The sequence below is a fragment of the Streptomyces sp. NRRL F-2664 genome, from assembly GCF_000719345.1.
Lineage (GTDB): Bacteria > Actinomycetota > Actinomycetes > Streptomycetales > Streptomycetaceae > Streptomyces.
Window position 1 is genome coordinate 84,206 of the sequence record NZ_JOFX01000015.1, and the last position, 23,838, is coordinate 108,043.

Genomic DNA, 23,838 nt, shown 5'->3' on the forward strand with positions numbered 1-23,838 from the left:
GCGTGGAGCCCACGACCGATCGGCTGAAGACGCCGCGCGCGGCCGGAATGGCCGGGGTCGCCTTCGCCCTGCTGCTGGCCGCGGCGATCGTCCTGATGCGGATCTCCCTACCGGCCGGCGACGCCGCCGCCGACGCCACCATCGACCAGGACCGCCGCTGGGCGGTCCAGCTGGCCCTGCAGATCGTGCCGTTCGCCGGCATCTTCTTCCTCTGGTTCATGGGCGCTCTGCGCGCACACACCGGGGAGGCCGAGGACCGGTTCATGGCGACCGTGTTCCTCGGCAGCGGCTTCGTGTTCGTGGCCACCCTGTTCGCCGCCGCCGCGGCGGCCGGCACCGTGCTGGACGAGGAGACGCCCTCCGACTTCGGCCGCCACTACGCCTACACGCTGCTCGCGACGTACTCCATGCGCATGGCGGCGGTCTTCGTCCTCGCGACCTCGATGATCGGGCGGCTCCTCGGTGTCTTCCCCAGGCCGCTGGCCGGACTGGGCACGCTCGTCGGACTGGTCCTGATCGTGGTGGGCTCCGGCGTTCCCTGGTCGGAGCTGCTGTTCCCGGCGTGGGCCCTGGTCATCAGCCTGTACATCCTGCGCGTCCGCCGCACGCGCGCTCCCGCGGACCCTCCCGGGCCGCTCTGAACCCCTTCCGACCTGCCGGTCCGTGCTCCGGCAGGCGGCCCGCCGGTACCGCGTGCATGCTGGTGGACGGGGGAGGAACGGGGGTACCCAGGGGGGCGACGGGGATCATCAGCCGAGGGAAAGGCAGATCCGCCATGAGGCTTGTCGTCGACCTCAACCGCTGCCAGGGATACGCACAGTGCGCCTTCCTCGCTCCCGATGTCTTCGCCATGCACGGCGACGAGTCGCTCCTCTACAACCCGCAGGCCCCCGCCGAGCAGCGGGACAACGTCGCCCGCGCCGTCGCGGCCTGCCCCGTCGGTGCGATCCTCCTCGAAGTCACCGACGAGGACATGGCGGACATGGTGGCGCAGGACGCCGCGGCCGGGGCCGGTTCCGGGGGCGCACGGTGACCGGAGAACGCGTCCGCGACGGGGCCCTGGAGCACCTCAAGCGCGAAGGCCGCATCGTCGTCGTCGGCGCTTCGCTCGCCGGTCTGCGCGCCGCCGAGACCCTGCGCGACAAAGGGTTCGGCGGTTCGCTCACGATGATCGGCGACGAGCCCCACGAGCCGTACGACCGGCCGCCCCTGTCCAAGCAGGTCCTGCTGGGCAACGCGCTCGCGGACCACACGGCGCTCCCCCGCCGCCGGGCGATCGACGCCGACTGGCGCCTCGGAGTCCCCGCGACGGGCCTGGACATGGCCGCCCGCCGGGTCCGGCTCGGCAACGGCGACGAGGTCGAGTACGACCGGCTGCTGATCGCCACCGGTGTCCGCGCCCGGCCGTGGCCCCATCCGGAGGAGGCCGAGCTCGAAGGGGTCTTCGTGCTGCGCACCCGCGACGACGCCGAGGCACTGCAACGCGCCCTGGCCGCCGGGCCCCGCCGGGTCCTCGTCATCGGAGCCGGGTTCACCGGATCCGAGATCGCCTCCGCCTGCCGGGAACGCGGCCTGAACGTCACCGTCGCCGAACGCGGCGGGGCGCCGCTGGTCGGTGCCCTCGGCGGGGTGATCGGCGAAGTGGCCGCCGAGATGCACCGGGAGCACGGGGTCGACCTGCGCACCGGCGTCATGGTCACCGGGCTGGAGGGTGATCCCGCCGGCCGGGTCCGCGCCGCCCACCTCTCCGACGGCTCCACCGTGGAGGCGGACGTGGTGGTCGTCTCGCTCGGCGCGCAGCGCAACACCGAGTGGCTCGCCGGTTCCGGGCTGGGCGCCGGTCCCCGCGGCATCGCCTGCGACGCGGGCTGCCGGGCGTTCGACGTCCGGGGCATCGTCACCGACGACATCTACGTCGCGGGTGACGTGGCACGTTCCCCGCACGCCCTGTTCGGCTACCAGTTCCTGTCCCTGGAGCACTGGGGCAACGCCGTCGCGCAGGCCGACACCGCCGCGCACAACATGCTCAGCGAGAGCTCGGACCGCCGCCCCCACCTGTGGGTGCCGGCCTTCTGGTCCTCGCAGTTCGGCGTGAACATCAAATCGGTCGGGGTCCCCCCGATGGGGACGGAGCTCCTCATCACGCAGGGTTCGCTCGCCGAGCGCCGGTTCGCGGCGGTCTACGGGTACCAGGGCCGCGTGATCGCCGCGGTGACCTTCGACAACTGCCGCTGGCTGCCGTTCTACGAGCAGCAGATCGAGGGGACGGCACCGTTTCCGCCGCCGTTCTCCACGGTGGACCGCAGGCCGGAGGGGAACAAGCCGCTGCCGGCGGACTTCCCCGACCCCTCGGTGCCGACCCACGGCCCGACCATCACCCTCAGCGGCTACTCGCCCGCCGACCGGAAGATGACCTTCACCCCCGGGCACTGACGCGCCGCGCCCGCCCCCGAGGATCACGAGGACCCGCCATGACCCAAGCCCTCCTGCGGGAGATCATCGACTACGCGAGCCGAGCCAATCCGTACCCGCTGTACGAGGAGCTCCGTAAGACCCCGGTGTCCCACGAGGGCAACGGCCCGTACGTCGTCAGTACGTACTACGAGATCCATAGCCTGCTGCACGACCCCAGGATCAGCTCCGACTCGCGCAACCTGAAGGCGACCGGCGACGATCCGCTGGGGCAGTCCGCCGGCGACGAGGGGACGGCGCTGCCGCCGTCCTTCCTCAAACTCGACCCGCCGGACCACGACCGGCTGCGACGGATGACGAACCGGCCGTTCGGGCCGCCGCACGCCCCGCGCCGGGTGCACGACATGCGCGGCGAGCTGGACGGCCTCGTCGCCGGGCTCATCGACGGCATCGCCACCTCCGGGAACCTGGACCGGGTGGACCTGGTCGACCAGTTCGCCTACCCGTTCCCCGTGACGGTGATCTGCCGGCTGCTCGGGGTACCGCACGAGGACGAACCGCGCTTCCACGTCTGGGCGGAGACCCTCGCCGCCAGCCTGGACCCCGACCCGGACGCGGACCCCGCCCAGCTGGGCAGGGGCGCCACGGACGCCCGCACGGAGCTGGGCATGTACCTGGCCGGGCTGATCGAGGAGCGGCGCAAGAACCCGGGCGACGACATGCTGTCGCAACTGGCGACCGCGGACGGCCCGGACGGCGCGATGACCACCATGGAGGCGCTCAGCACCTCCGCGCTGCTGCTCATCGCGGGCCACGAGACCACGGTCAACCTCATCACCAACGGCATGCTGACCCTGCTGCGCCACCCTGAGGTCCTCAAGCGGCTGCGCGAGGACCCCGGTCTGTCGATCCCGATCGTGGAGGAGCTGCTGCGGTACGAGCCGCCGGTGCAGCTACTGCCGCAGCGCACCACGCTCTGCGACATCGAGGTCGCGGGGGTCCCCATCCCCAAGGGCGCGTCCCTGTGGCTGATGCTGGCCTCCGGCAACCGCGACCCGAAGCGGTTCGAGCACCCGGACCGCTTCGACCCCGACCGCAAGGACATCCAGCACCTGGGCCTGGGCAGCGGCATCCACAGCTGTTTCGGGGCCCCGCTGGCCCGGCAGGAGGCGCAGCTGGCGCTGAGCGAACTGGCCCGCCGGCTGGTGAACCCGCAGCTGCTGGAGGACCCGCCGCCCTACCGCCGCAACGCGGTGCTGCGCGGCCCCCGCCACCTGCCGATCTCCTGCGACGGCGTCCTGCCGAGGGCCGCCTGAGCCGTACCGGGCCGGGCGGCCGGGACACGCCTAGCGGTCGCCCGGCGGGAGAACGACCACCTCGGCGGGGGCGAAGGTGACGGCGACCCGGTCGCCGACGGCCGGGGCCCCCGCCAGGCCGCACTCCGCCTCCAGCACCGGTCCGCCCTCCGGTCGCAGCTGCAGGGTGACGTGGGTGCCGCGGAAGGTCCGGGCCGCCACCTCGCAGCGCAAGCCCGCCTCGCAGAGCACCACGCCCGCCGGGCGGATCAGCAGCCGCTGCTGCCCCTCGGGGGAGCCTGCCGGGACGGGGACCCTGCCCCACGGGGTCGCCGCGGCCGCTCCCGCCACGGTCGCCGGGACGACGTTCTCGAAGCCGAGGAAGCGCGCCACGAACTCCGAGGCGGGCCGCTGCCACACCTCCAGCGGGCTCCCCGCCTGCGCGATCCGGCCGTCCCGCATCACCACCACCCGGTCGGCCAGCGCGAAGGCCTCGCCCTGGTCGTGCGTGACGGCGAGGACCGTCGTCCCCAGCCGGGAGAACAGCCCCCGCAGTTCGACGACGAGCCGTTCCCGCAGGCCCCGGTCCAGCTGCCCGAGCGGCTCGTCGAGCATGAGCAGCCGCGGTGACGGCGCCAGCGCCCGGGCCAGCGCCACCCGCTGCTGCTCGCCGCCGGACAGCGAGGCCACCGCCCGGCCCTGGGCCCCCGGCAGCCCGACCAGCTCCAGCAGCTCGGCGACCTGCGCGGCGTACGCCGCGCGGCCGGCGCCGCGCATCCGCAGCCCGAAGGAGACGTTGGCCCCGACGTCGCGGTGCGGGAAGAGCTGGTGGTCCTGGAACATCAGGCCCACCCCCCGCCGGTGCACGGGGACGCAGGCCTGGTCGGCCCCCTCCAGCAGCACGCGCCCCGCGGACACCTGCTGGAGCCCGGCAACGACCCGAAGCAGGGTGGACTTCCCGCTGCCGCTCGGGCCGAGGACGCACACGATCTCGTGTGCGTCGACCGCCAGGTCGACGGAGTCGACGACCGCGCGCTCACCGAAGCGGACCGACACCCCTTCCAGCTGCAGCAGGGTCATCAGAACTCTCCGGAGGTCTTGTCGGGGCGCAGCCGCTCCAGCACCAGCAGGGACACCGCGCACACCAGCATCAGGATCGTGCTCAGGGCCATCGCCTGCCCGTAGTTCAGCTCGCCGGCCCGCCCCAGCAGCCGCGCCACGGCCACCGGCAGCGTCGGCCGGTCCGGCCGCGCGATGAAGACGGTCGCGCCGAACTCGCCGAGCGATACGGCGAAGGCGAACCCCGCCGCGATCAGCAGCGCCCTGCGGACCAGCGGCAGGTCCACCTCCCGCCAGGCGCGCAGCGGTGACGCGCCGAGCACGGCGGCGGCTTCCCGGAGCCTGCCGTCGACGGCGCGCAGGACCGGCAGCATGGTGCGTACGACGAAGGGCACGCCCACCAGGGCCTGGGCCAGCGGCACCAGGATCCACGAGGTCCGCAGGTCCAGCGGCGGTTCGTCCAGGGTGATCAGGAAGCCGAAGCCGACCGTCACGGCGGACACCCCGAGCGGGAGCATCAGCATCGCGTCGAAGCCGCGGGCGAAGCGGCCTCCTCGCCGGGTCAGGGCGGCGGCCGCGAGTCCCCCGACGACCAGGGCGATCGCGGTGGCGGCGAGCGCGTACTGCAGGGAGTTCCAGATCGCCTGCAGCGGCGGCACGAGGAAGGTGCCGCCACCGGCGCCCGTCTCCTGCAGGGCCCGGTAGAAGCCGAGGCCGTGGCCGCCGGGGGTGTCGAAGGACCGCTCGACGAGCACGGCCAGCGGCGCGACGATCAGCAGCCCGACGGTCAGCAGGACGCCGCCCAGGAGGGTGCGCTGCGCCCAGCCGCGCGGGCGGTGCGCGGTGCGGCCCGGGTCGACCAGGCGCAGCGCCGTCTCGCGCCGGCGCACCGTCCAGGCGTGCAGGGCGAGGATCGCGCCGATCGCGGCGAACTGCACCATGGTCAGGACGGCGGCCGTGGACAGGTCCAGGAGCTGTGCGGTCTGCCGGTAGACCTCCACCTCCAGGGTGGAGTAGGCGGGTCCGCCGAGGATCAGTACGACGCCGAAGGAGCTGAAGGTGAAGAGGAACACCATCAGGGAGGCGGCGGCCACGGCCGGGCCCAGCGCGGGCAGGGTCACCCGGCGCCAGGCGGCGAACCGGCCGGCGCCCAGCACCCGCGCGGCCTCCTCCTGGCGCGGGTCGAGCTGGGCCCACAGCCCGCCGACCGTGCGGACGACGACGGCGTAGTTGAAGAAGACGTGCGCGAGCAGGATCGCCCAGACGGTGGTGTCGAGCCGGACGCCGGCGTGTTCGTCCAGCAGTCCGCCGCGGCCGAGCAGCGCCAGGAAGGCGGTGCCGACGACCACGGTCGGGAGCACGAAGGGGACGGTGACCACGGCCCGCAGCAGTTGCTTGCCGGGGAACTCGAAGCGCGCGAAGACGTACGCGCCGGGCAGGGCGATCAGCAGGGTGAGCACCGTGGAGGCGAGCGCCTGCCAGGTGGTGAACCACAGCACGTCGGCGATGTCGGGCCGGGACAGTACCTCGCCGAACCGGCCGAACTGCCATCCCGCGGCGGTCTTGAGGCCGCGGCCGACGATCGCGGCGACGGGGTAGGCGAAGAACAGCCCGAAGAAGGCCACGGGGACGGCCATCAGGGCGAGGCGGACGGCGGTGGACCGCCCGTCCCCGCCCCTTCGGGGACCCCTCCCCGGTGCGGGGGCCGGGGCGGTGCCGGCCGGCGCCGCCCCCAGCTCCTTCGTACCGGTTACTTCACGACGAGCGCGGTCCATGCCTTGACCCACTGCTCACGGTTCTTGGCGATGGTCTCGGGGGCCACGACCTCGGGCTTCTCGACGACCACTCCGTGCTTGGTGAACAGCTCCGGCAGCGCGGCGTCCTTGGCCACGGGGTTCACGAACATCTGGAGCGGCATGTCCTCCTGGAACTTCTTGCTGATCAGGAAGTCCACGAGGGCCTTGCCGCCCTCCTCGTTCTCGGCCCCCTTCAGCAGGCCCGCGAACTCGATCTGCCGGAAGCAGGTGCCGGTGGCGACACCCGTGGGGGCCTCGGCCGGCTGCGGCTCGCCGTACAGCACCTCGACCGGCGGGCTGGAGGCGTAGGAGACGACCAGCGGGCGGTCGCCCTTGGCCTTCTTGCCGCCCGCGGAGCCGGAGAAGCGCTCGTTGTAGGCCTGCTCCCAGCCGTCGACGACCTCGACGCCGTTGGCCTTCAGCTTGCTCCAGTAGTCCTTCCAGCCCTCCTCGCCGTACTTGCCGACGGAGGCGAGCATGAAGCCGAGGCCGGGCGAGGAGGTCGCGGCGTTCTCGACCACGAGAAGGTTCTTGTACTCGGGCTTCACCAGGTCGTCCAGCGTCTGCGGCGGGGCGATCCCCTTGTCGGCGAAATAGGCCTTGTCGTAGTTGACGCAGATGTCGCCGGAGTCGACCGGAGTGACCCGGTGCTCCTTGTCGAGCACGTACTCCGGCTTCACCCCGGCCAGGCCCTTGGCCTCGTAGGGGGTGAAGATGCCGTTGTCGAGGGCGCGCGAGAGCAGGGTGTTGTCCACGCCGAAGAAGACGTCGCCGCGCGGGGAGCCCTTGGTGAGGATCTCCTGGTTCAGGGCGGCTCCGGCGTCGCCGGACTTCAGGACCTTGACGGTGTAGCCGCTCTGCTGCTCGAACTCCTTGAGCACCGATTCGGTCGCGTTGAAGGAGTCGTGGGAGACGAGGGTGACGGTCTTGGACTTCGGGGCGTCGCCCGCGCCGGCGGGCTTGTCCTTGGTGTCGCCGCCGCCGCAGGCGCTGAGAGCGGTGACGCCCAGCGCGGCCGCGAGGGCCGCGCCCGCGATCTTCTTGGTGGTGCTCACTGGTGAATTCCTCCTGGGATGACCAGGAGAAGACGCGGCCCTGCCCGGCGCTCTGTGGAGCGGACGCCGGGCAGGGCGCAACAGCTTGAGTGGTGACCGAACTTCCTACCCCGAATGACCGGGGCGAGGTTCAGAGGGTCTGCGGATGACGGAACCGCACTCTCAGCGCTGTGGCGCTCCCCTGTCGGAATATGCAATTGGTTCGGCCACAGGGTACCTGGTGGCCGAATGCGACCGGTCGGGAGCGGACGTCAGCGCTCGGAAGCGGCCAGCTGGCCGCACGCGCCGTCGATCTCCTGACCGCGGGTGTCACGGACGGTGACCGGCACGCCATGGCGGGCGATGGCCTCGACGAACGCCTTCTCGTCCTCGGGCCGCGAGGCGGTCCACTTGGAGCCGGGCGTCGGGTTCAGCGGGATCAGGTTGACGTGTACGCGCTTGCCCTTGAGCAGGCGGCCGAGGAGGTCGCCGCGCCAGGCCTGGTCGTTGATGTCCCGGATGAGGGCGTACTCGATGGAGATCCGGCGGCCGGACTTCTCGGCGTACTCCCAGGCGGCGTCGAGGACCTCGCGGACCTTCCAGCGGGTGTTCACCGGGACCAGGGTGTCGCGCAGCTCGTCGTCCGGGGCGTGCAGCGAGACGGCGAGGCGGCACTTGAAGCCCTCGTCGGCGAAGCGCAGCATGGCCGGGACCAGGCCCACGGTGGAGACGGTGATGCCGCGCTGGGACAGGCCCAGGCCGTCGGGCTCGGGGTCGGTGAGCCGGCGGATGGCGCCGACCACGCGGTTGTAGTTGGCCAGCGGCTCGCCCATGCCCATGAAGACGATGTTGGAGAGGCGGGCGGGACCGCCGGGGACCTCACCGTCGCGCAGCGCCCGCATGCCGTCGACGATCTGGTGCACGATCTCGGCCGTGGAGAGGTTGCGGTCCAGGCCCGCCTGGCCGGTCGCGCAGAACGGGCAGTTCATGCCGCAGCCGGCCTGCGAGGAGATGCACATGGTGACCCGGTCGGGGTAGCGCATCAGCACGGACTCGACCAGCGTGCCGTCGTGCAGCTTCCACAGGGTCTTGCGGGTGGTGTCGTTGTCACAGCTGATGTGCCGGACGACGTTCATCAGGTCCGGGAGGAGCTCCTGCTGCAGCTTGCTCCGCGAGCCCGCGGGGATGTCCGTCCACTCGGCCGGGTCGTGGGCGTAGCGGGCGAAGTAGTGCTGGGAGAGCTGCTTGGCCCGGAAGGGCTTCTCCCCGATCGCGGCGACGGCCTCGCGGCGCTCGGCCGGGGTCATGTCGGCGAGGTGCCGGGGCGGCTTCTTGACCCCGCGGGGAGCGACGAAGGTGAGCTCACCCGGAGCGGGACGGGGGGCCATGCGGTACTCCTCAGTACGACGAGGTGGGGGTCACCCCGCGCGTGCAGGGCCGGTCCGCGGCTCGGCCGCTGGACGGAAAGGGCGCGCCGCGAACACGCGGCGCGCCCTCCAGGATAACCCGACCGGGACCGGTCAGCCGGTGCCGACGAATGCCGCCAGCAGCAGCCACACCACCGGAGCGGTGGGCAGCAGCGAGTCCAGCCGGTCCATGATGCCGCCGTGCCCCGGCAGCAGAGTGCCCATGTCCTTGATTCCCAGGTCCCGCTTGATCATCGACTCGCCCAGGTCGCCCAGGGTGGCGCTGACGGCGACCGCGAGGCCGAGCAGCAGGCCCTGCCACCAGGCGCCGCCGTCGATCAGGAACTCCATGCAGAGCGCGCCGGCGCCCATCGCGAAGGCCACCGCCCCCAACAGCCCCTCGCGGGTCTTGCCGGGGCTGATGCGTGGTGCGAGCTTGGTCCTGCCGAAGCGCCAGCCCACCGCGTAGGCCCCGGTGTCACTGACCACGGTCAGCAGCAGGAAGGTGATCACGCGCTGCGGCCCGTCGTCGGCGGTGAGCAGCATGGCGACGAAGGTGGCGAGGAAGGGCACGTAGAACGCCGCGAAGGCGCCCGCCGTGACGTCCTTGAGGTAGTCCTCGGGCGGTTCGGTCATCCGCCACACCAAGACGGCCAGCACGGTCAGCGCCATGGCGACCCAGGCGCCTTCGGCCCCTCGGACGTATCCGGCGATGACCATGGCCGCGCCGCCGACCGCGAGCGGGACCAGGGGGGCCTTGATGCCCTTCTTCTCCTGCAGCCGCGAGGTGAGCTCCCACAGGCCGACGACGACCGCGACGACGACGACGCCGACGAACACCGCCTTGACGATCAGGAGCGAGGCGAAGATCACCGCGCCCAGGCCGACGCCCACCCCTATCGCTGCGCGCAGGTCCCGCCCCGCGCGCTTCTTCTGCGGCGGGGGTGAGGAGTCCTGCGGGTGCTCTGCATGCGGGGGCGGGGGGCTGGGCATGGGCTCCTGCGGCGGCGTATCGGCGCGGAAGAGGGAGCCGCCGTACGGGGCGGCCCCCCGATCGCGTGCTTCCCGGTCGTCGAAGTCACGGCCGGCGGCATCGGGCACGATGGGCATGGGCCGAGTGTGCGGGCCCACCTGCGCATCGTATGCGGGACCCGCCGGAACCGGCTCCGGCTGCCAGGAAGAGTCGTTCATCAGACTTCGAGGAGCTCGGCTTCCTTGTGCTTGAGGAGCTCGTCCACCTGCGCGACGTACTTCGCGGTGGTGTCGTCGAGCTCCTTCTCGGCGCGACGGACCTCGTCCTCGCCGGCCTCCTTGTCCTTGACGAGCTTGTCGAGCGCGTCCTTGGCCTTGCGGCGCACGGAACGGATGGAGACCTTGGAGTCCTCGGCCTTGTTCTTGGCGACCTTGATGTACTCCTTGCGGCGCTCCCCGGTCAGCTCGGGGAAGGTCACCCGGATGATCCGGCCGTCGTTGCTCGGGTTGACGCCGAGGTCGGAGTCGCGGATGGCCTGCTCGATGTTGCGCAGGGCGGACGCGTCGAACGGCGTCACGATGGCCATGCGCGGCTCGGGCACCGCGAAGGAGGCGAGCTGGTTGATGGGCGTGATGGCGCCGTAGTACTCGGCGACGATCTTGTTGAACATCGCCGGGTGCGCACGGCCGGTACGGATCGCGGCGAAGTCCTCCTTCGCTACGACGACGGCCTTCTCCATCTTCTCCTCGGCCTCGAGGAGGATTTCTTCGATCACCACGTGCTCCTGCATGTCTTGAATGGATGGTTCAGGCGGGCGGGCGGGCCGGTCGGGGCCGCCCGGACCGGCAGCGGACTGCTCAGGCCCGGGTTTCCTGGTCGCTGACGAGCGTGCCGATCTTCTCACCCTTGACCGCGCGGGCGATATTGCCCTCGGCGAGCAGCTCGAAGACGAGGATCGGCAGCTTGTTGTCACGGCAGAGGGTGATCGCCGTGGCGTCGGCGACCTTGAGGTCGCGCGAGAGGACCTCGCCGTACTCCAGCGCGTCGAACTTCACCGCGTCCGGGTTCTTCTTCGGGTCGGAGTCGTAGACCCCGTCGACACCGTTCTTGCCCATGAGGAGGGCCTCGGCGTCGATCTCCAGGGCGCGCTGGGCGGCCGTGGTGTCGGTGGAGAAGTAGGGCATGCCCATGCCCGCGCCGAAGATGACGACACGCCCCTTCTCCAGGTGGCGCACGGCGCGCAGCGGGATGTACGGCTCCGCGACCTGGCCCATGGTGATGGCGGTCTGCACGCGGGAGTCGATGCCCTCCTTCTCCAGGAAGTCCTGGAGGGCGAGGCAGTTCATGACCGTGCCGAGCATGCCCATGTAGTCGGACCGCGCCCGGTCCATGCCGCGCTGCTGGAGTTCGGCGCCGCGGAAGAAGTTGCCGCCGCCGATCACGACCGCGATCTCCGCGCCGTCGCGGACCACTGCGGCGATCTCACGCGCGATGGCGTGGACGACGTCGGGATCGACGCCCAGTCCTCCGCCGCCGGAGAAGGCCTCGCCCGACAGCTTCAGCATGAAGCGGCGGCCCTTCTTGAAGTGGTCGCTCTTGTTGTCGGATGCGGTGTGGGGGTCCACGCCCTGATTCATGGAGATCTCCTCGTGCACATACGAAGAAGGCCATTGCCGGTGGGTCCTTGCGGTTCCCTCTACGGCAATGGCCTCCTCGTCAGATCTGCGGTCGCCTCGCGCAAGCGCGGACGACTGCTTCAGACCCTACCGGGGTCCGGTGTCCGTCGCGTACGGACGGACTCAGATGCCGACCTTGATGCGGGTGAAGCGCTTCAGGGTGACACCGGCCTCGTCCAGGACCTTCTGGACGGACTTCTTGTTGTCCAGGGCGTAGGCCTGGCCGAGCAGCGTGGCGTCCTTGAAGAAGCCGTTGACGCGACCCTCGACGATCTTGGCGATGGCAGCCTCGGGCTTGCCCTCCGCGCGGGTGACCTCTTCGGCGATGCGGCGCTCGGACTCGACCTTCTCGGCCGGGACGTCCTCGGCGGACAGCCACTGCGGGGCGAACGCGGCGATGTGCTGCGCGACGCCGCGGGCGACCTCGGCGTTCTCCTTGTCGAGCTCGACCAGGACGCCGATCTGGAACGGCAGGTCGGGCATCGTGCGGTGCATGTACGCGGTCACGTAGCCGCCGGTGAACTGCGCGAAGCGGTCCAGGACGATCTTCTCGCCGAGGTTGGCGTTGGCCTCGTCGACGAAGGCGGTGACGGTCTGGCCGGGCTTGATCTCGGACGCGAGGAGCGCCTCGATGTCGGCCGGGGAGGTGGCGGCGACGTGCGCGGCCAGCTCGTTGGCGACGGCAAGGAACTTCTCGCCCTTGGCGACGAAGTCCGTCTCGCACTTCAGCTCGACGAGGACACCGGAGGTGTTGTCGTCGGCGATGAGGGAGACGACGGCACCGTTCTCGGCAGAACGGCCCTCGCGCTTGGCGACGCCCTTCTGGCCCTTGATGCGGAGGGCTTCCTGGGCCTTCTCGACGTCGCCGTCGGCGTCCACGAGCGCGTTCTTGCAGTCCAGCATGCCGGCGCCGGTGAGCTCGCGGAGCTTCTTGACGTCAGCGGCGGTGTAGTTCGCCATGAGTCTGTGATTCTCTCTCGAAGTCGTAGATCTACGGGTGAACGGCGGAGGCGCCGCGCTCGTGGCGCGGCTCCCCCGCCGTCATCGTCCGTGCTGTGAGTGCCCGGCGCATGAACGCCGGGCGCTCTCAGTGGGTCAGGCCTGCTCGGCGTCGGCGGCCGGAGCAGCCTCGGCGGTGGCGTCGGCGGCCGGAGCAGCCTCGGCGGCGGCGTCGGCGGCCGGGGCCTCGTCAGCCTTCTTGTCGCCCTCGAGCAGGTCGCGCTCCCACTCGGCGAGCGGCTCGGCGGCGGCCTTCTCGCCCGGCTTCGAGTCGCCGGTCGCGGCGCCGGAGCGGGCGATGAGGCCCTCGGCGACGGCGTCGGCGATCACGCGGGTGAGCAGGGTGACGGAACGGATCGCGTCGTCGTTGCCCGGGATCTTGTAGTCGACCTCGTCGGGGTCGCAGTTGGTGTCGAGGATCGCGACGACCGGGATGTGGAGCTTGCGCGCCTCACCGACGGCGATGTGCTCCTTCTTGGTGTCGACGATCCAGACGGCGCTGGGAACCTTCGACATCTCGCGGATACCACCGAGGGTCTTCTCCAGCTTGGCCTTCTCGCGGGAGAGGACCAGGAGCTCCTTCTTGGTGAGACCCGAGGCGGCGACGTCCTCGAAGTCGATCGCCTCAAGCTCCTTCAGACGCTGGAGGCGCTTGTAGACGGTGGAGAAGTTGGTGAGCATGCCGCCGAGCCAGCGCTGGTTGACGTACGGCATGCCGACGCGCGTCGCCTGCTCGGCGATGGCCTCCTGGGCCTGCTTCTTGGTACCGACGAACATGATGGAGCCGCCGTGCGCGACGGTCTCCTTCACGAACTCGTAGGCGCGGTCGATGTACGACAGCGACTGCAGCAGGTCGATGATGTAGATGCCGTTGCGCTCGGTGAAGATGAAGCGCTTCATCTTCGGGTTCCAACGGCGGGTCTGGTGACCGAAGTGGACGCCGCTCTCCAGCAGCTCCCGCATCGTGACGACGGCCATGGCCATCTCCTTGGTTTCTCGGTTTGGTTCCTGACGCCCCACCGCGCCCTGCCCCCGTGGAGGGGACCGAGAGACGCTGTCACCTGGCCGTTTCGGGCTGGTGCCGGGGCGTGCGAAGTCGACCCGGTGACCCGGATCGCCACAAGAAGTGTACGGGACCCGGCGGTATGCCGGGTGACGCCGTTGTCCCCAGTGCCCGGGCCGTCCACAGCCCGGCCCGCGTCCCGACCGGCTGCGGCACGCTCTGCTGCATGATGACACTGCTGCTCAGCCTGCTCCTGGCCGTGGCCCAGGCCGCCTTCCCCGCCGTCCGCCCGCTGCCCGCGCCGCTGTCGGTGGCGCGCTGGTGGGATCCGCCCCCGACCCCGTACGCCGCGGGGCACCGCGGGGTGGACCTGGCCGCGCCGGTGGGCGCGCGACTGCGGGCGGTCGCCGCCGGCCGGGTGCACTACGCGGGACAGGTCGCGGGCCGCGGGGTGCTCTCGCTCGCCCTGCCCGGCGGGCTGCGCACGACCTACGAGCCGGTCCGGCCACTGGTCGCGGAGGGTGAGGAGGTCGCGGCGGGGCAGGTGGTGGCGGTCCTCACGGAGGGGTCCCACTGCCCGGAGCCGTGCCTGCACTGGGGGCTGCTGTCGGGCGAGGTGTACCTCAACCCGCTGACGCTCCTGGCGCGGCCCGCCCCCCGCCTGCTGCCAGAGCCGCTCCCGGGCTCGGACCCGCGGACGCAGCCGCAGCCGCACGGGGCCGAAGGCGGGCCGGCGGGCGCCGGGGCGGCACGGGACTCAGCCCCGGACGCCCCGCAGGGCGATGGCCAGGGCCGTCTCCGTGATGACCTCGGGGTCCTCGGCGGCACCGAGCTCGATGCGCCGCACGGCGGCGTCCACGACGCCCTGGAGGAGCATCGCGGCCAGTCTGGGCTGCTCCTGCCCGAGGGCGGCCAGCGCCTCGACGATCATCGCGATCAGTCCGCCGTGCGCGGCACGGATCTTCTCCCGGGCCCCCGCGTCCAGTTCGCCGGCCGAGATCGCCACGACCGCCCGGTGCCGCCGGTCCCCCACCAGCGCCAGCTGGCTGCGCACGTACGCCTCGACCTTGGCCTCCGGCGCGTCGGCCTGCTCCATCGCCGCCTCGATCTCGGCGGCCCAGACGGGGAAGTCCACGGCGCACAGCTCTTCGACCACGGCGGCGCGGGAGCGGAAGTACTCGTACACGGAGGACCGGGCGAGCCCGGTCCGCTCGGCCAGGGCGGGGAAGGTCAGGGCCTCCGTCCCGCCTTCGGACAGCAGGGAGCGCGCGGCGTCCAAGAGGGCGCCGCGCTGCATCGACCGGTGCTCGGCCACGGAGGCCGCTCGAATCCTGGGCACACGTCCACTCTACGGAGGTACCGCAAGCTCAACGCCCCATATCTGCCAACTTCGCGCGCAACTGCAGCACGGACTTGGTGTGGATCTGGCTGACCCGGCTCTCGGTGACACCGAGCACGTTGCCGATCTCCGCCAGGGTGAGGCCCTCGTAGTAGTAGAGGGTGACCACCGTCTTCTCGCGCTCCGGCAGGGTGTTGATGGCCCGGGCCAGCAGGCGGCGCAGTTCGCGGTCCTCCGCCACCTCGACCGGGTCGTCGGCGGCGGTGTCCTCCAGCGTGTCCATCAGCGAGAGGCGGTCGCCGCCCTCCCCGCCGACGTGCAGCAGTTCCTCCAGGGCGACCACGTTCGCCAGGGACAACTGGCTGAAGACCGCGTGCAGGTCCTCCACACCGATCCCCATCTCCCCGGCGACCTCGGCCTCCGTCGGGGTGCGCCGCAGCTGGGCCTCCAGCGTGGCGTAGGCCCGCTCCACGGCGCGGGCCTTCTGCCGGACGGAGCGGGGGATCCAGTCCAGCGCCCGCAGCTCGTCGATCATCGCGCCGCGGATCCGGGTGATCGCGTACGTCTCGAACTTGATCGAGCGGTCGATGTCGAACTTCTCGATGGCGTCGATCAGCCCGAAGACTCCGGAGGAGACGAAGTCGGCCTGCTCGACGTTGGGCGGCAGGCCCACGCTGACCCGGCCGGCCACGTACTTCACCAGCGGCGAGTAGTGCAGGATCAGCTGCTCCCGCAGCCGCTCGTCACCCGAGTCCTTGTACGAGCGCCACAGCACCTCCAGGGACGAGGGCGCGGTGGACCGCACGCTGCCGCGGGCAGCGGGAGGCACCGCAGCGCGGTCGGACCCTGAGGTGTGTGGGGGCATGCTTCGCCTTTGCCGGAGCCGGATTCGTTGGGAGCGTAGCGTGACGGAAGTGTCGCGGTGCGCGAAGAGTACGGGATGGCGCGGGGGCCGAGGGGCGCCCCGGCTCGCGCGGGCGACCCGGGACCGGCGCCTCGCGCACGGTCCCGGCGACTGCCACCGGGAGGACCGCGTCTGTCATCGCATTCACTCTTCCACCGGAAGTCCCCAGGTCAACGACCGCCTCGCCGAGCGGCCCGGCTTTGTGTGCACCTGATGCCGTTCATCGGCTCAACTGCCAGCCGTCGCCCTGCCGTTCGACGAACCCCAGAGAGTGAAGTTCGTACAGTCTGCCGATGACTTCATCGGCGCCGGTGCCGGCGGCACGTGCCAGGTCGGCGGCGGTCGTCGGCCTGCCGGCCGGGAGCGCTTCGAGCACGCGGGCGGCGTCGGGGTCCAGCAGGTCGCGGGCGAGCACGGGGCCGCGCCGCTCCGGGGCCAGCTCGCCCATGGCGCCGACCAGTTCGACCACCTCCGCCGCGTCGGTGACCAGCAGGGCCTCGCCCCGCAGCAGTTCGTGCACGCCGGCCGAGAGCCCGCTGGTGGCGGGCCCGGGGACGCCCATGGTGAACCGGCCGAGCCGCTGGGCGCGCCGGGCGGTGACCAGGGAGCCGCTGCGGTGGGCGGCCTCCACGACGACGGTGCCGCGGGTCAGGGCGGCGATGACCCGGTTGCGCAGGACGAAGCGGCTGGGCGTGGGGTGGCTGCCGGGCGGCAGCTCTCCGAGGACGAGCCCCTGGCCCGCGATGCGGCCGAGCAGGCCGGCGTGTCCGCGGGGGTAGGCGACGTCCACTCCGCAGGCGAGCACCGCGGCGGTCGCTCCGCCGGAGGCGAGGGCTCCCCGGTGCGCGGCCCCGTCGATCCCGAAGGCCGCGCCGGATACGACGACCCAGCCCCGCTCGGCGAGGCCGGCGGCGAGCACCTGGGCCATGTGTGCGCCGTACGGGGTGCAGGCCCTGGCTCCGACCAGGGCGACCGAACGCAGCGCCCAGGTGCGCAGGTTCGGCCGGCCCCGCAGCCAGAGGCCCACGGGGCGTTCGTCCCCGAGGTCGTCCAGCTGCGTCGGCCACTCCGCCGACCCGGGGTGCACGAAGCGGCCTCCGGCCTCGGCGGCCCGTTCGAGGTCGCGCCGCGGGTCGGCGAGCGCGGCCCGTCTGCGGTAGGCGTCGAGTCGTTGCGGCCCCACCCCGGGCGCGGGCGCCCACCGTGCCTCCGGCTCGGTCAGCAGTCGCATCAGCCCCGGGGCGCCGTGCTCCCGGATCCAGCGGCCGCCGTGCGCGTCCCCCGGCTCCAGCACACGGGTCAGGGCCGCCCGGGCCAGCAGCTCCTCGTCCTGCGGATCCGTCCCGGCCCCGGCCTGCGGATCAAGCTGTGTCCCGGCCCGCGGGTCGGCCTGCGCCCCGGTCATGTCCCGGCTCCCGTCAGCGAGATGGCACCGCGGGCGATGCCGGTCCGCAGCTCCAGCGCCACGGCCACATCGAGCGCCTCGGGACGCTCGCGCCCCCGCAGGTCGGCGACGGTCCATGCGACCCGCAGGACGCGGTCCAGCCCGCGGGCGGTGAGCAGCCCCCGCTCCAGTTCCCGCTCGGCCTGCGCCAGAGCTCCCGGCGCCGCCTGCCAACGGGTACGCAGCTCCGGTCCGGGCACTTCGGAGTTGAGCCGCCAGGGCGTACCGGCGAGCCGCGCCCCGGCGCGTTCCCTCGCTTCCCGCACCCGGTCGGCGACCACCTCGGTGGACTCCCCCCGGCCGCCCCGTCCCAGCAGGTCGCTGCGGGTCACGGGCTCGACCTCCACCCTCAGGTCCACCCGGTCGAGCAGCGGCCCCGACAGCCGGGCCTGGTAGCGCCGCACGGCCGAGGGCGGGCATTCGCATCCCGCGCCGTGCCGGCTGTGCCGTCCGCACGGGCAGGGATTCGCCGCGAGGACCATCAGGAACCTCGCGGGCAGCCGTACCACTCCCGCGGCGCGGGCGATGACCACGTGCCCCGACTCCAGGGGCTGGCGCAGTGCGTCCAGCGCCCGGCTGTGGAACTCCGCGGCCTCGTCCAGGAAGAGGACCCCCCGATGGGCGAGGGAGACCGCTCCGGGCCGGGGCACCCCCGTACCGCCGCCCACCAGGGACTGCATGGTCGCCGAGTGGTGCGGGGCGCAGTACGGCGGCCGGGAGACCAGCGGTTCGCCGGGCGGCAGGATTCCCGCGACCGAGTGGACCGCCGTGACCTCCACGGAGTCCTGGCGGGTGAGCGGCGGCAGGATCCAGGGCAGCCGCTCCGCCAGCATCGTCTTGCCCGCGCCGGGCGGCCCGCTCAGGAACAGGTGGTGGCCGCCGGCGGCCGCCACTTCGAGGGCGCGGCGTGCTGTGTGCTGCCCGGTGACGTCGGCGAGGTCGGGGAAGTCCGCGCGGTCCCCGCCGGGCCCGCCCGGGGCGAGCCCGGTGCCCAGGCCCGCTCCCGGGACGAGCAGTCCGGCCAGTATCGGGTCCGGGCGGCCCGGCGGGTCCCCGGGATCCTCCTGGGGCACCTCGCCGTCGGTGAGGACGGCGATCAGCTGGCGCAGGCTGCGCACGCCGAGCACCGAGACGTCCGGCACGAGCGCCGCCTCGGCGGCGCACTGCTGGGGCACGACCACCTGCCGGTAGCCCGCTTCGGCCGCGGCGAGGACGGCCGGGAGGATGCCCCGCACCGGCCGCACCCGCCCGTCCAGCCCCAGCTCGCCGATCAGCACGAGGTCGGCGATGGCCGCCGGGTCGACGACCTCGGCCGCCCCCAGTACGGCCGCCGCGACGGCCATGTCGAAACCGGCTCCCGACTTCGGCACGGAGGCCGGGCTCAGCCCCACCGTGAGCTTCTTCTGCGGCCAGGCCGCTCCGGAGTTGACCACGGCGGCACGCACCCGGTCCCGGCTCTCCACCAGGGTCTTGTCCGGGAGCCCGACCAGGGTGAAGGCGGCGACTCCGGGCTCCAGGTCGGCCTGGACCTCGACCACCACGCCGTCCACGCCGGCCAGGGCCACCGAGCAGGCCCGCGCGAACCCCATCAGGCCACCCCCCTGACGTGTTCCACCAGGGGTGCGCCGCGCCGCGGCAGCAGCACGCCGACGAGGTCGATGCGGACCCCGCCCGGCGGTGGTCCGCCGTGGTCCGCGAGCCAGCGCCCGGCGAGCCGCCGCAGCCGGTCGGCCTTCGCGGCCCGTACGGCCGCCATCGGGTGCTCGAAGTCACCCGCCCGCCGGGTCTTGACCTCGCACACGACGAGGGCGTCCCCGTCACGCGCGACGATGTCGATCTCCCCGCCGCGGCACCGCCAGTTCCGTGCGATCACGGTCATGCCGGCCTCGGTCAGCCGCCGCGCCGCGAGCTCCTCGCCGTACCGCCCCAATGCCTGTCGTGCCACGCCCTTCGCGTCCATCGGGCACCACCTCCGGCACCGACGGTCCCGCGTCCCCGCCCACCGTGTGGATCTTGGTGGACAACCCCGCCCCTGTGGACGAACCCGTCACCCTCCCGGGTGAGGCGATCAGCTCCCGGGCAGTTCGAGGTCGGTCTTGTTGAGCTCCTCGATGTTCACGTCCTTGAAGGTGAGCACCCTGACCTGCTTGACGAAGCGGGCCGGCCGGTACATGTCCCAGACCCACGCATCGGCCATCGAGACCTCGAAGAACACCTCGCCCTGGACCGAGTGCACCTGCATCTCGTAGTCGTTGGTGAGGTAGAAACGGCGTTCGGTCTCGATCACATACTTGAACAGCCCGACGACGTCGCGGTACTCCCGATAGAGCTTCAGCTCCATCTCGGTCTCGTACTTCTCGAGGTCCTCGGCACTCATGGCATGTTCCCCTTCAGCCGTGCGTCCCCCTATTGTGCGCCAGCGCCGTCCGCCCCTAAACGATTTCCGGGGCCAGGACCACGGGCGCACCCGGAGGACCCTCGTCGAGCAGCGTGCGGAGCAGCTCGGCGAGCCTGGTCGGGTACACCGTCTCACGTGCCGCGAGAAGTTCCTCGGAGGTCCACCACCTGGCTCCGGCGACGCTGCGCCGCTCCAGCTCGGTCAGGCCGTCCATCCGGGTCTCGGTCCGGCGGGTCCGGGCCAGGAAGTACCACTCGTCCTGCTCCCAGCGCCGGCCGTCGAAGGGGAAGGAGCAGTACCGCCGCCACAGCACCGGCCCGAGTTCCACCTCGGTGATCCCGGTCTCCTCGGCCAGCTCCCGCAGCGCGGCCTGCTCCCGGGTCTCGGTCCCTTCGAGGCCGCCGCCCGGCGTGAACCACCAGTCGTCCGAGGGGTCGGCCGGCTCGAAGCCGTGCAGCAGCAGGATCCGGTCCGCCGGGTCCAGGAGGATCACCCGGGACACCTGGCGGGGACCGCGGTCGCCCGCCGGTTCAGGCGGCACCGGCCCGCTCCCGCCGCCCGCGCCCCCGCAGCCGTACGAGGGGCCCGTACGCCGCTCCCAGCACCACCAGGACGGCGCCGGCGACCACGGCCGCCACCTGCAGCCGCAGCGGCCCGTGCCCCGAAGTACCGCCGGGCAGAGCCGCGTAGGTCCTCGGCCGCTCCAGCATCCCCATGGACGGCCAGGCCAGGGCGTCGACGCGGGCGCTGACGGCGGACCGAGGCACGGTGCCTTGCCCGGCCTCCTGCAGGTGGGAGCGCGAGTCCAGCGAGGCGGCGCGCCGGTCGCCGAGCAGGAAGAGGTTGCCCTCGGGCACGGTCACCTCGAAGGGGGTCCCGGGGGGCGGGGCCTGCCCGGGCGGCATGGCCAGGCCGGAGTCCGGCCGGCTGGTGTCGGCGTAGGGCTCGTCCAGCGGGGTGCCGTTCACGGTCAGCTCGCCGCCCGCGCCGCAGCACTTCACGGTGTCACCGCCGACTCCTACGACCCGCTTCACCATGGGCAGGTCGCTCCACGTGGAATCGGTGAAGACGACCACATCGCCGCGGCGCACCTCACCGCCGTCGATGCGCTGCGCCAGCAGCCGGTCGCCGGGCCGCACCGTCGGCATCATCGAGTCCGTCGGGACCGTGTAGGGCCGGTAGACGAGCGCGCCCCACACGAAACCCCCGAGGAACAACGCAAAGCCGATGGCCACGACGATTCCCGACACCACGTTGCCGAGCCCGCCGCGGCCGTCCGCGCCCCTGCGTATCGCTTCTGTTCCGCCCATACCAGCGCCCCCACATCGGGATCGTCGACCTGGGCGGCACCCTACCCGTCGGTACGGCCGCCGGTCAGCTTCCGGCGGCGCCACATCACGACGGGGACCGCTCCGGCGAGCCCCAGCGCGGCCGGGCCGGCGCCGAGCGCGGTGGCCGCGGCCTGGTTGCCGATGCCCGGCTGGTCGAAGGTGTCCGGGACGGGCAGCGTGGACCAGCGGGTCACCGGCCACGCGATCACGACGGCGCGTCCGACGACCTTGTCGACCGGTACGAAGCCCTGGGTGGAGTCCTCCGTGTGGTAGCGGGAGTCCTGGGAGTTCTGCCGGTGGTCGCCCATCACCCAGATCTTGCCCTCGGGCACCTTGAACGGGCCGAAGGGGCGGTCGTCGCACGCGGTGTCGCCGGGGTAGATGTACGGCTCGTCGAGCGCCTTGCCGTTGACGACGACCGGTCCGCCCTTCTTGCACTCGACCGTGTCACCGCCGATGGCGATGGTCCGCTTGATCAGGTCCTTCTCCTCGGCGGACGGCATGAGGCCGATCCAGCTGAGGGCCTTCTGCGCGATGTTCGGCTCCGGCGTGGGCTCGCCCGACAGCCAGTTCGCCGGATCGTGGAAGACCACGACCTCGCCGCGCTCCGGCTCCGAACCGAACCACGGGGTGAGCTTGTCCACCAGCACCCGGTCCCCGCGCTGAAGGGTGTCCTGCATCGAGTCCGACGGGATCGAGAACGCCTGGACCAGGAAGGTCTTGATCAGCAGGGCCAGCAGCAGGGCGATGCCGATGAGGAGCGGCAGCTCCTTCCAGAAGGAGCGGTGCGGCTTCTCCAGAGGGCCGTCCTCCTCGGTCTCGTGCGCGACGGCGTCGTCCGGCCGCTCCTCGCCCTCGTCGCGTCCGGACCGTGCGCCTACCGCCACGTCCCCCACATCCACTCCTCACTCACGAACGCCGCCCGCGCCGAACCGGACACGGGCCCTCCCCTCCCCTAACGAGCGAGAGTTCCCTAAGGCTCGGGAGACCGAGGACACACTATGCGAACGGTGTGCCCGGAGGTTGCCGTCTGCGACCGCGTCCCGCACGACGTGCCTGATCGGGCACCATGCGGAAGGTCGCGGGCTGCTCCAGACGGGCCCAGTGCCCGAACGGCCATGCGATCACCACGGCCTCCCCCACGACCCCGTTCTCGTCGATGGTGCCCTCGAAGGCCTCGTCGAGATGGAAACGGGAATCGGCCGAATTCGCCCGGTGGTCCCCCATCACGAACAGCCGCCCGGCCGGCACCCGCACCTCGAACGGAATGTCGGAGGGCGTGTTGCCCGGCTTCACGTACGGCTCGTCGAGCGGCGAACCGTTGACGGTGACCCGGCCACGGGCGTCGCAGCACTTGACGGTGTCGCCGCCGACCCCGATGACGCGTTTGATCAGGTCCTGCTCGTCGGACGAGGGGAGCAGGCCGATGAAGGTCAGGGTCTGCTTGATCTGCTTGACCACGACCGGGTCCGGGGCCTGCCGGGCCGACTCGCCCTGGAGCCAACCCCCGGGATCCTTGAACACGACCACGTCGCCGCGCTCGACCTTGGAGCCGAACCACGGCGTCAGCTTGTCCACGAGGACCCGGTCGCCGATGCGGATGGTCTGCTCCATGGAGCCCGACGGGATGAAGAAGGCCTGGACCAGGAAGGTCTTGAGGAGCAGGGCTATGCACAGCGCCACCACCACGAGCAGCGGCAGCTCACCGGCGCGGCGCGTGCGACGGCGCCGCCGGATCCGGCGCGCCATCCGGCGGCGTTCGGCCCGGCCGCCGCTCTCCGCCGCGGCCCGCGCCGGCTCCGGTTCGGGCTCGCGGCGGCCCCGCGGCCTTGCGCGCGGCTCCGGCTCGGGGTCGTCGTCGAGCCAGTCCCGCCGGCCCCGCGGCCTGCCGTGCGGCTGGGGCTCGGGCCGATCCCGCCGGCTCCGCGGCCTGCCGTGCGGCTGCGGCTCGGGCTCCCGCTCCCGTCGGCCCTTCGGCCGTCCGCGGCTACCCATGGCCACCGCCCGCGGCGCCCCAGCGCGAAACCGGCCAGCCGATCCAGTCCGCCCGCCCGATCACCTTCTCCACCGGCACCATCCCCCCGCCCGGCTCGCCGAGGTGGTCCCGAGAGTCCCGGGACTGGGAACGATGGTCACCCATCACCCACAGGGTCCCCAGGGGCACCACGATCCGGAAGGGCACCGCCGACGGGGCGTCCCCCGGATACAGGTACGGCTCCTCCAGCGGGACACCGTTGACCGCGACCCGGCCGCCCGCGTCGCAGCACACCACGTCGTCACCACCCACGCCCACCACCCGCTTCACGAAGTCGGAGTCGGAGGGCTCGGCGAGCCCGAGCGCCGAGGCCGCGCCGTGCACGAGGCCGCCGAGCGGACCGGCGTCCGGGCGTTCCCGCACGAAGGACCCCGTGCCGTCGAAGACCACCAGGTCCCCCCGGCGCGGCTGATCGCCGAAACGGTACGCCAGCTTGTTCACCAGTACCCGGTCCCCGACCCGGAAGGTCGGCTCCATGGAGCGGCTCGGGATCATGAAGGGCTGGACCACGAAGTTGCTGAGCAGCAGCAGGAAGACCGTGCAGATCACGCCGAGCACCCCGGCCCGGCGCCAGGTCGGCCGCCTCTCCGGAGCCCCGCCCGCGGCGGACGCGTCGGCGGGGGTCCGGGAGAACGCAGAACGCGGCCACCCTTGCCCCTCGCGGGGGGAAGAGTGGCCGCGCTGCGTGTGAGGTGCTTCGGTGTCCATCGGGGGCGAGCCTATCCGGCCGCCCC

General features: G+C 72.3%; 24 protein-coding genes, 1 pseudogene and 1 riboswitch. Of the genes and pseudogenes, 5 read left to right on the top strand and 20 right to left on the bottom strand.

The window, feature by feature from the left end; all coding sequences use genetic code 11:
- The first annotated feature begins 2 nt into the window (after positions 1–2).
- The 4 genes from IF89_RS0115970 (at position 3) to IF89_RS0115985 (ending at position 3,728) form a co-directional block, all read left to right on the top strand.
- On the top strand, positions 3–641 hold the full coding sequence (locus tag IF89_RS0115970) for a hypothetical protein (protein ID WP_030767463.1): 639 nt from the start codon (positions 3–5) through the stop codon (positions 639–641).
- Positions 642–775: 134 nt separating this feature from the next.
- A complete protein-coding gene (locus tag IF89_RS38025; RefSeq protein WP_043193998.1) occupies positions 776–1,033 on the top strand; it encodes a ferredoxin in 258 nt (85 codons plus the stop codon).
- Positions 1,030–2,433, top strand: a complete 1,404-nt coding sequence (locus IF89_RS0115980) for an NAD(P)/FAD-dependent oxidoreductase (protein ID WP_030767468.1) — start codon at positions 1,030–1,032, stop codon at positions 2,431–2,433. Before IF89_RS38025 ends, IF89_RS0115980 begins: the two co-directional genes overlap by 4 nt.
- 38 nt (positions 2,434–2,471) lie before the next feature.
- Entirely contained in the window at positions 2,472–3,728 is a 1,257-nt protein-coding gene (locus IF89_RS0115985) for a cytochrome P450 (RefSeq protein WP_030767471.1), read from the top strand.
- Between the two features lie 30 nt (positions 3,729–3,758).
- On the opposite strand, the gene IF89_RS0115990 is transcribed toward IF89_RS0115985, so the two are convergent.
- The 9 genes from IF89_RS0115990 to rpsB all read right to left on the bottom strand — a co-directional run bounded on the left by IF89_RS0115990 (position 3,759) and on the right by rpsB (position 13,628).
- Entirely contained in the window at positions 3,759–4,787 is a 1,029-nt protein-coding gene (locus IF89_RS0115990; RefSeq protein WP_030767473.1) for an ABC transporter ATP-binding protein, read from the bottom strand.
- Entirely contained in the window at positions 4,787–6,403 is a 1,617-nt protein-coding gene (locus IF89_RS0115995; protein ID WP_030767476.1) for an ABC transporter permease, read from the bottom strand. The genes IF89_RS0115990 and IF89_RS0115995 overlap by 1 nt, the downstream gene beginning before the upstream one ends.
- 113 nt (positions 6,404–6,516) lie before the next feature.
- On the bottom strand, positions 6,517–7,617 hold the full coding sequence (locus tag IF89_RS0116000; RefSeq protein ID WP_030767478.1) for a thiamine ABC transporter substrate-binding protein: 1,101 nt from the start codon (positions 7,615–7,617) through the stop codon (positions 6,517–6,519).
- An 84-nt stretch (positions 7,618–7,701) separates the two neighbouring features.
- Positions 7,702–7,810, bottom strand: a riboswitch (TPP riboswitch).
- Positions 7,811–7,868: 58 nt separating this feature from the next.
- Complete coding sequence (gene rlmN / locus IF89_RS0116005; protein ID WP_030767481.1) at positions 7,869–8,984, bottom strand: 23S rRNA (adenine(2503)-C(2))-methyltransferase RlmN; 1,116 nt, start codon at positions 8,982–8,984, stop codon at positions 7,869–7,871.
- Between the two features lie 132 nt (positions 8,985–9,116).
- Positions 9,117–10,193: a phosphatidate cytidylyltransferase gene (locus IF89_RS0116010; protein ID WP_030767484.1), complete on the bottom strand. Its 1,077-nt coding sequence runs from the start codon at positions 10,191–10,193 to the stop codon at positions 9,117–9,119.
- Entirely contained in the window at positions 10,193–10,750 is a 558-nt protein-coding gene (frr, locus tag IF89_RS0116015) for a ribosome recycling factor (protein WP_030767486.1), read from the bottom strand. The genes IF89_RS0116010 and frr overlap by 1 nt, the downstream gene beginning before the upstream one ends.
- Before the next feature lie 82 nt (positions 10,751–10,832).
- Positions 10,833–11,612: a UMP kinase gene (gene pyrH / locus IF89_RS0116020; RefSeq protein ID WP_030767489.1), complete on the bottom strand. Its 780-nt coding sequence runs from the start codon at positions 11,610–11,612 to the stop codon at positions 10,833–10,835.
- Between the two features lie 162 nt (positions 11,613–11,774).
- Entirely contained in the window at positions 11,775–12,611 is an 837-nt protein-coding gene (tsf, locus tag IF89_RS0116025; protein WP_030767490.1) for a translation elongation factor Ts, read from the bottom strand.
- Between the two features lie 135 nt (positions 12,612–12,746).
- Entirely contained in the window at positions 12,747–13,628 is an 882-nt protein-coding gene (gene rpsB, locus IF89_RS0116030) for a 30S ribosomal protein S2 (RefSeq protein WP_030767493.1), read from the bottom strand.
- A gap of 254 nt (positions 13,629–13,882) precedes the next feature.
- Here rpsB and IF89_RS42090 point away from each other — a divergent pair.
- Positions 13,883–14,224: pseudogene (locus IF89_RS42090) on the top strand (M23 family metallopeptidase); the annotation flags it as partial.
- 186 nt (positions 14,225–14,410) lie between these two features.
- Here the strand turns inward: IF89_RS42090 and IF89_RS0116035 are convergent.
- From IF89_RS0116035 to lepB (IF89_RS0116085), 11 genes are all read right to left on the bottom strand, one after another.
- Positions 14,411–14,950, bottom strand: a complete 540-nt coding sequence (locus IF89_RS0116035) for a TetR/AcrR family transcriptional regulator (RefSeq protein WP_043194002.1) — start codon at positions 14,948–14,950, stop codon at positions 14,411–14,413.
- 70 nt (positions 14,951–15,020) lie between these two features.
- Positions 15,021–15,857 (bottom strand): RNA polymerase sigma factor WhiG, encoded by an 837-nt coding sequence (gene whiG, locus IF89_RS0116040; RefSeq protein ID WP_051807110.1) that lies wholly within the window; start codon positions 15,855–15,857, stop codon positions 15,021–15,023.
- Positions 15,858–16,116: 259 nt separating this feature from the next.
- Positions 16,117–17,301 carry a DNA-processing protein DprA gene (gene dprA, locus IF89_RS0116045; RefSeq protein ID WP_051807111.1) on the bottom strand — a complete coding sequence of 395 codons (1,185 nt, stop codon included), beginning with the start codon at positions 17,299–17,301 and terminating at the stop codon, positions 16,117–16,119.
- Positions 17,298–18,929, bottom strand: a complete 1,632-nt coding sequence (locus tag IF89_RS0116050) for a YifB family Mg chelatase-like AAA ATPase (RefSeq protein WP_030767503.1) — start codon at positions 18,927–18,929, stop codon at positions 17,298–17,300. Before IF89_RS0116050 ends, dprA begins: the two co-directional genes overlap by 4 nt.
- Positions 18,929–19,300, bottom strand: a complete 372-nt coding sequence (locus tag IF89_RS0116055; protein WP_030767505.1) for a YraN family protein — start codon at positions 19,298–19,300, stop codon at positions 18,929–18,931. The genes IF89_RS0116050 and IF89_RS0116055 overlap by 1 nt, the downstream gene beginning before the upstream one ends.
- 108 nt (positions 19,301–19,408) lie before the next feature.
- Positions 19,409–19,717, bottom strand: coding sequence for a DUF2469 domain-containing protein (locus IF89_RS0116060; protein ID WP_008737534.1), 309 nt, complete (start codon positions 19,715–19,717; stop codon positions 19,409–19,411).
- Between the two features lie 55 nt (positions 19,718–19,772).
- Entirely contained in the window at positions 19,773–20,279 is a 507-nt protein-coding gene (locus IF89_RS0116065; protein WP_030767509.1) for an NUDIX hydrolase, read from the bottom strand.
- Positions 20,269–21,048, bottom strand: coding sequence for a signal peptidase I (gene lepB / locus IF89_RS0116070; RefSeq protein ID WP_030767512.1), 780 nt, complete (start codon positions 21,046–21,048; stop codon positions 20,269–20,271). The genes IF89_RS0116065 and lepB (IF89_RS0116070) overlap by 11 nt, the downstream gene beginning before the upstream one ends.
- A 41-nt stretch (positions 21,049–21,089) precedes the next feature.
- Positions 21,090–21,956 carry a signal peptidase I gene (lepB, locus tag IF89_RS0116075; protein WP_078628329.1) on the bottom strand — a complete coding sequence of 289 codons (867 nt, stop codon included), beginning with the start codon at positions 21,954–21,956 and terminating at the stop codon, positions 21,090–21,092.
- 112 nt (positions 21,957–22,068) lie between these two features.
- On the bottom strand, positions 22,069–23,064 hold the full coding sequence (gene lepB / locus IF89_RS0116080) for a signal peptidase I (RefSeq protein WP_030767517.1): 996 nt from the start codon (positions 23,062–23,064) through the stop codon (positions 22,069–22,071).
- Complete coding sequence (lepB, locus tag IF89_RS0116085; protein WP_030767520.1) at positions 23,057–23,812, bottom strand: signal peptidase I; 756 nt, start codon at positions 23,810–23,812, stop codon at positions 23,057–23,059. The genes lepB (IF89_RS0116080) and lepB (IF89_RS0116085) overlap by 8 nt, the downstream gene beginning before the upstream one ends.
- Positions 23,813–23,838: the final 26 nt, after the last annotated feature.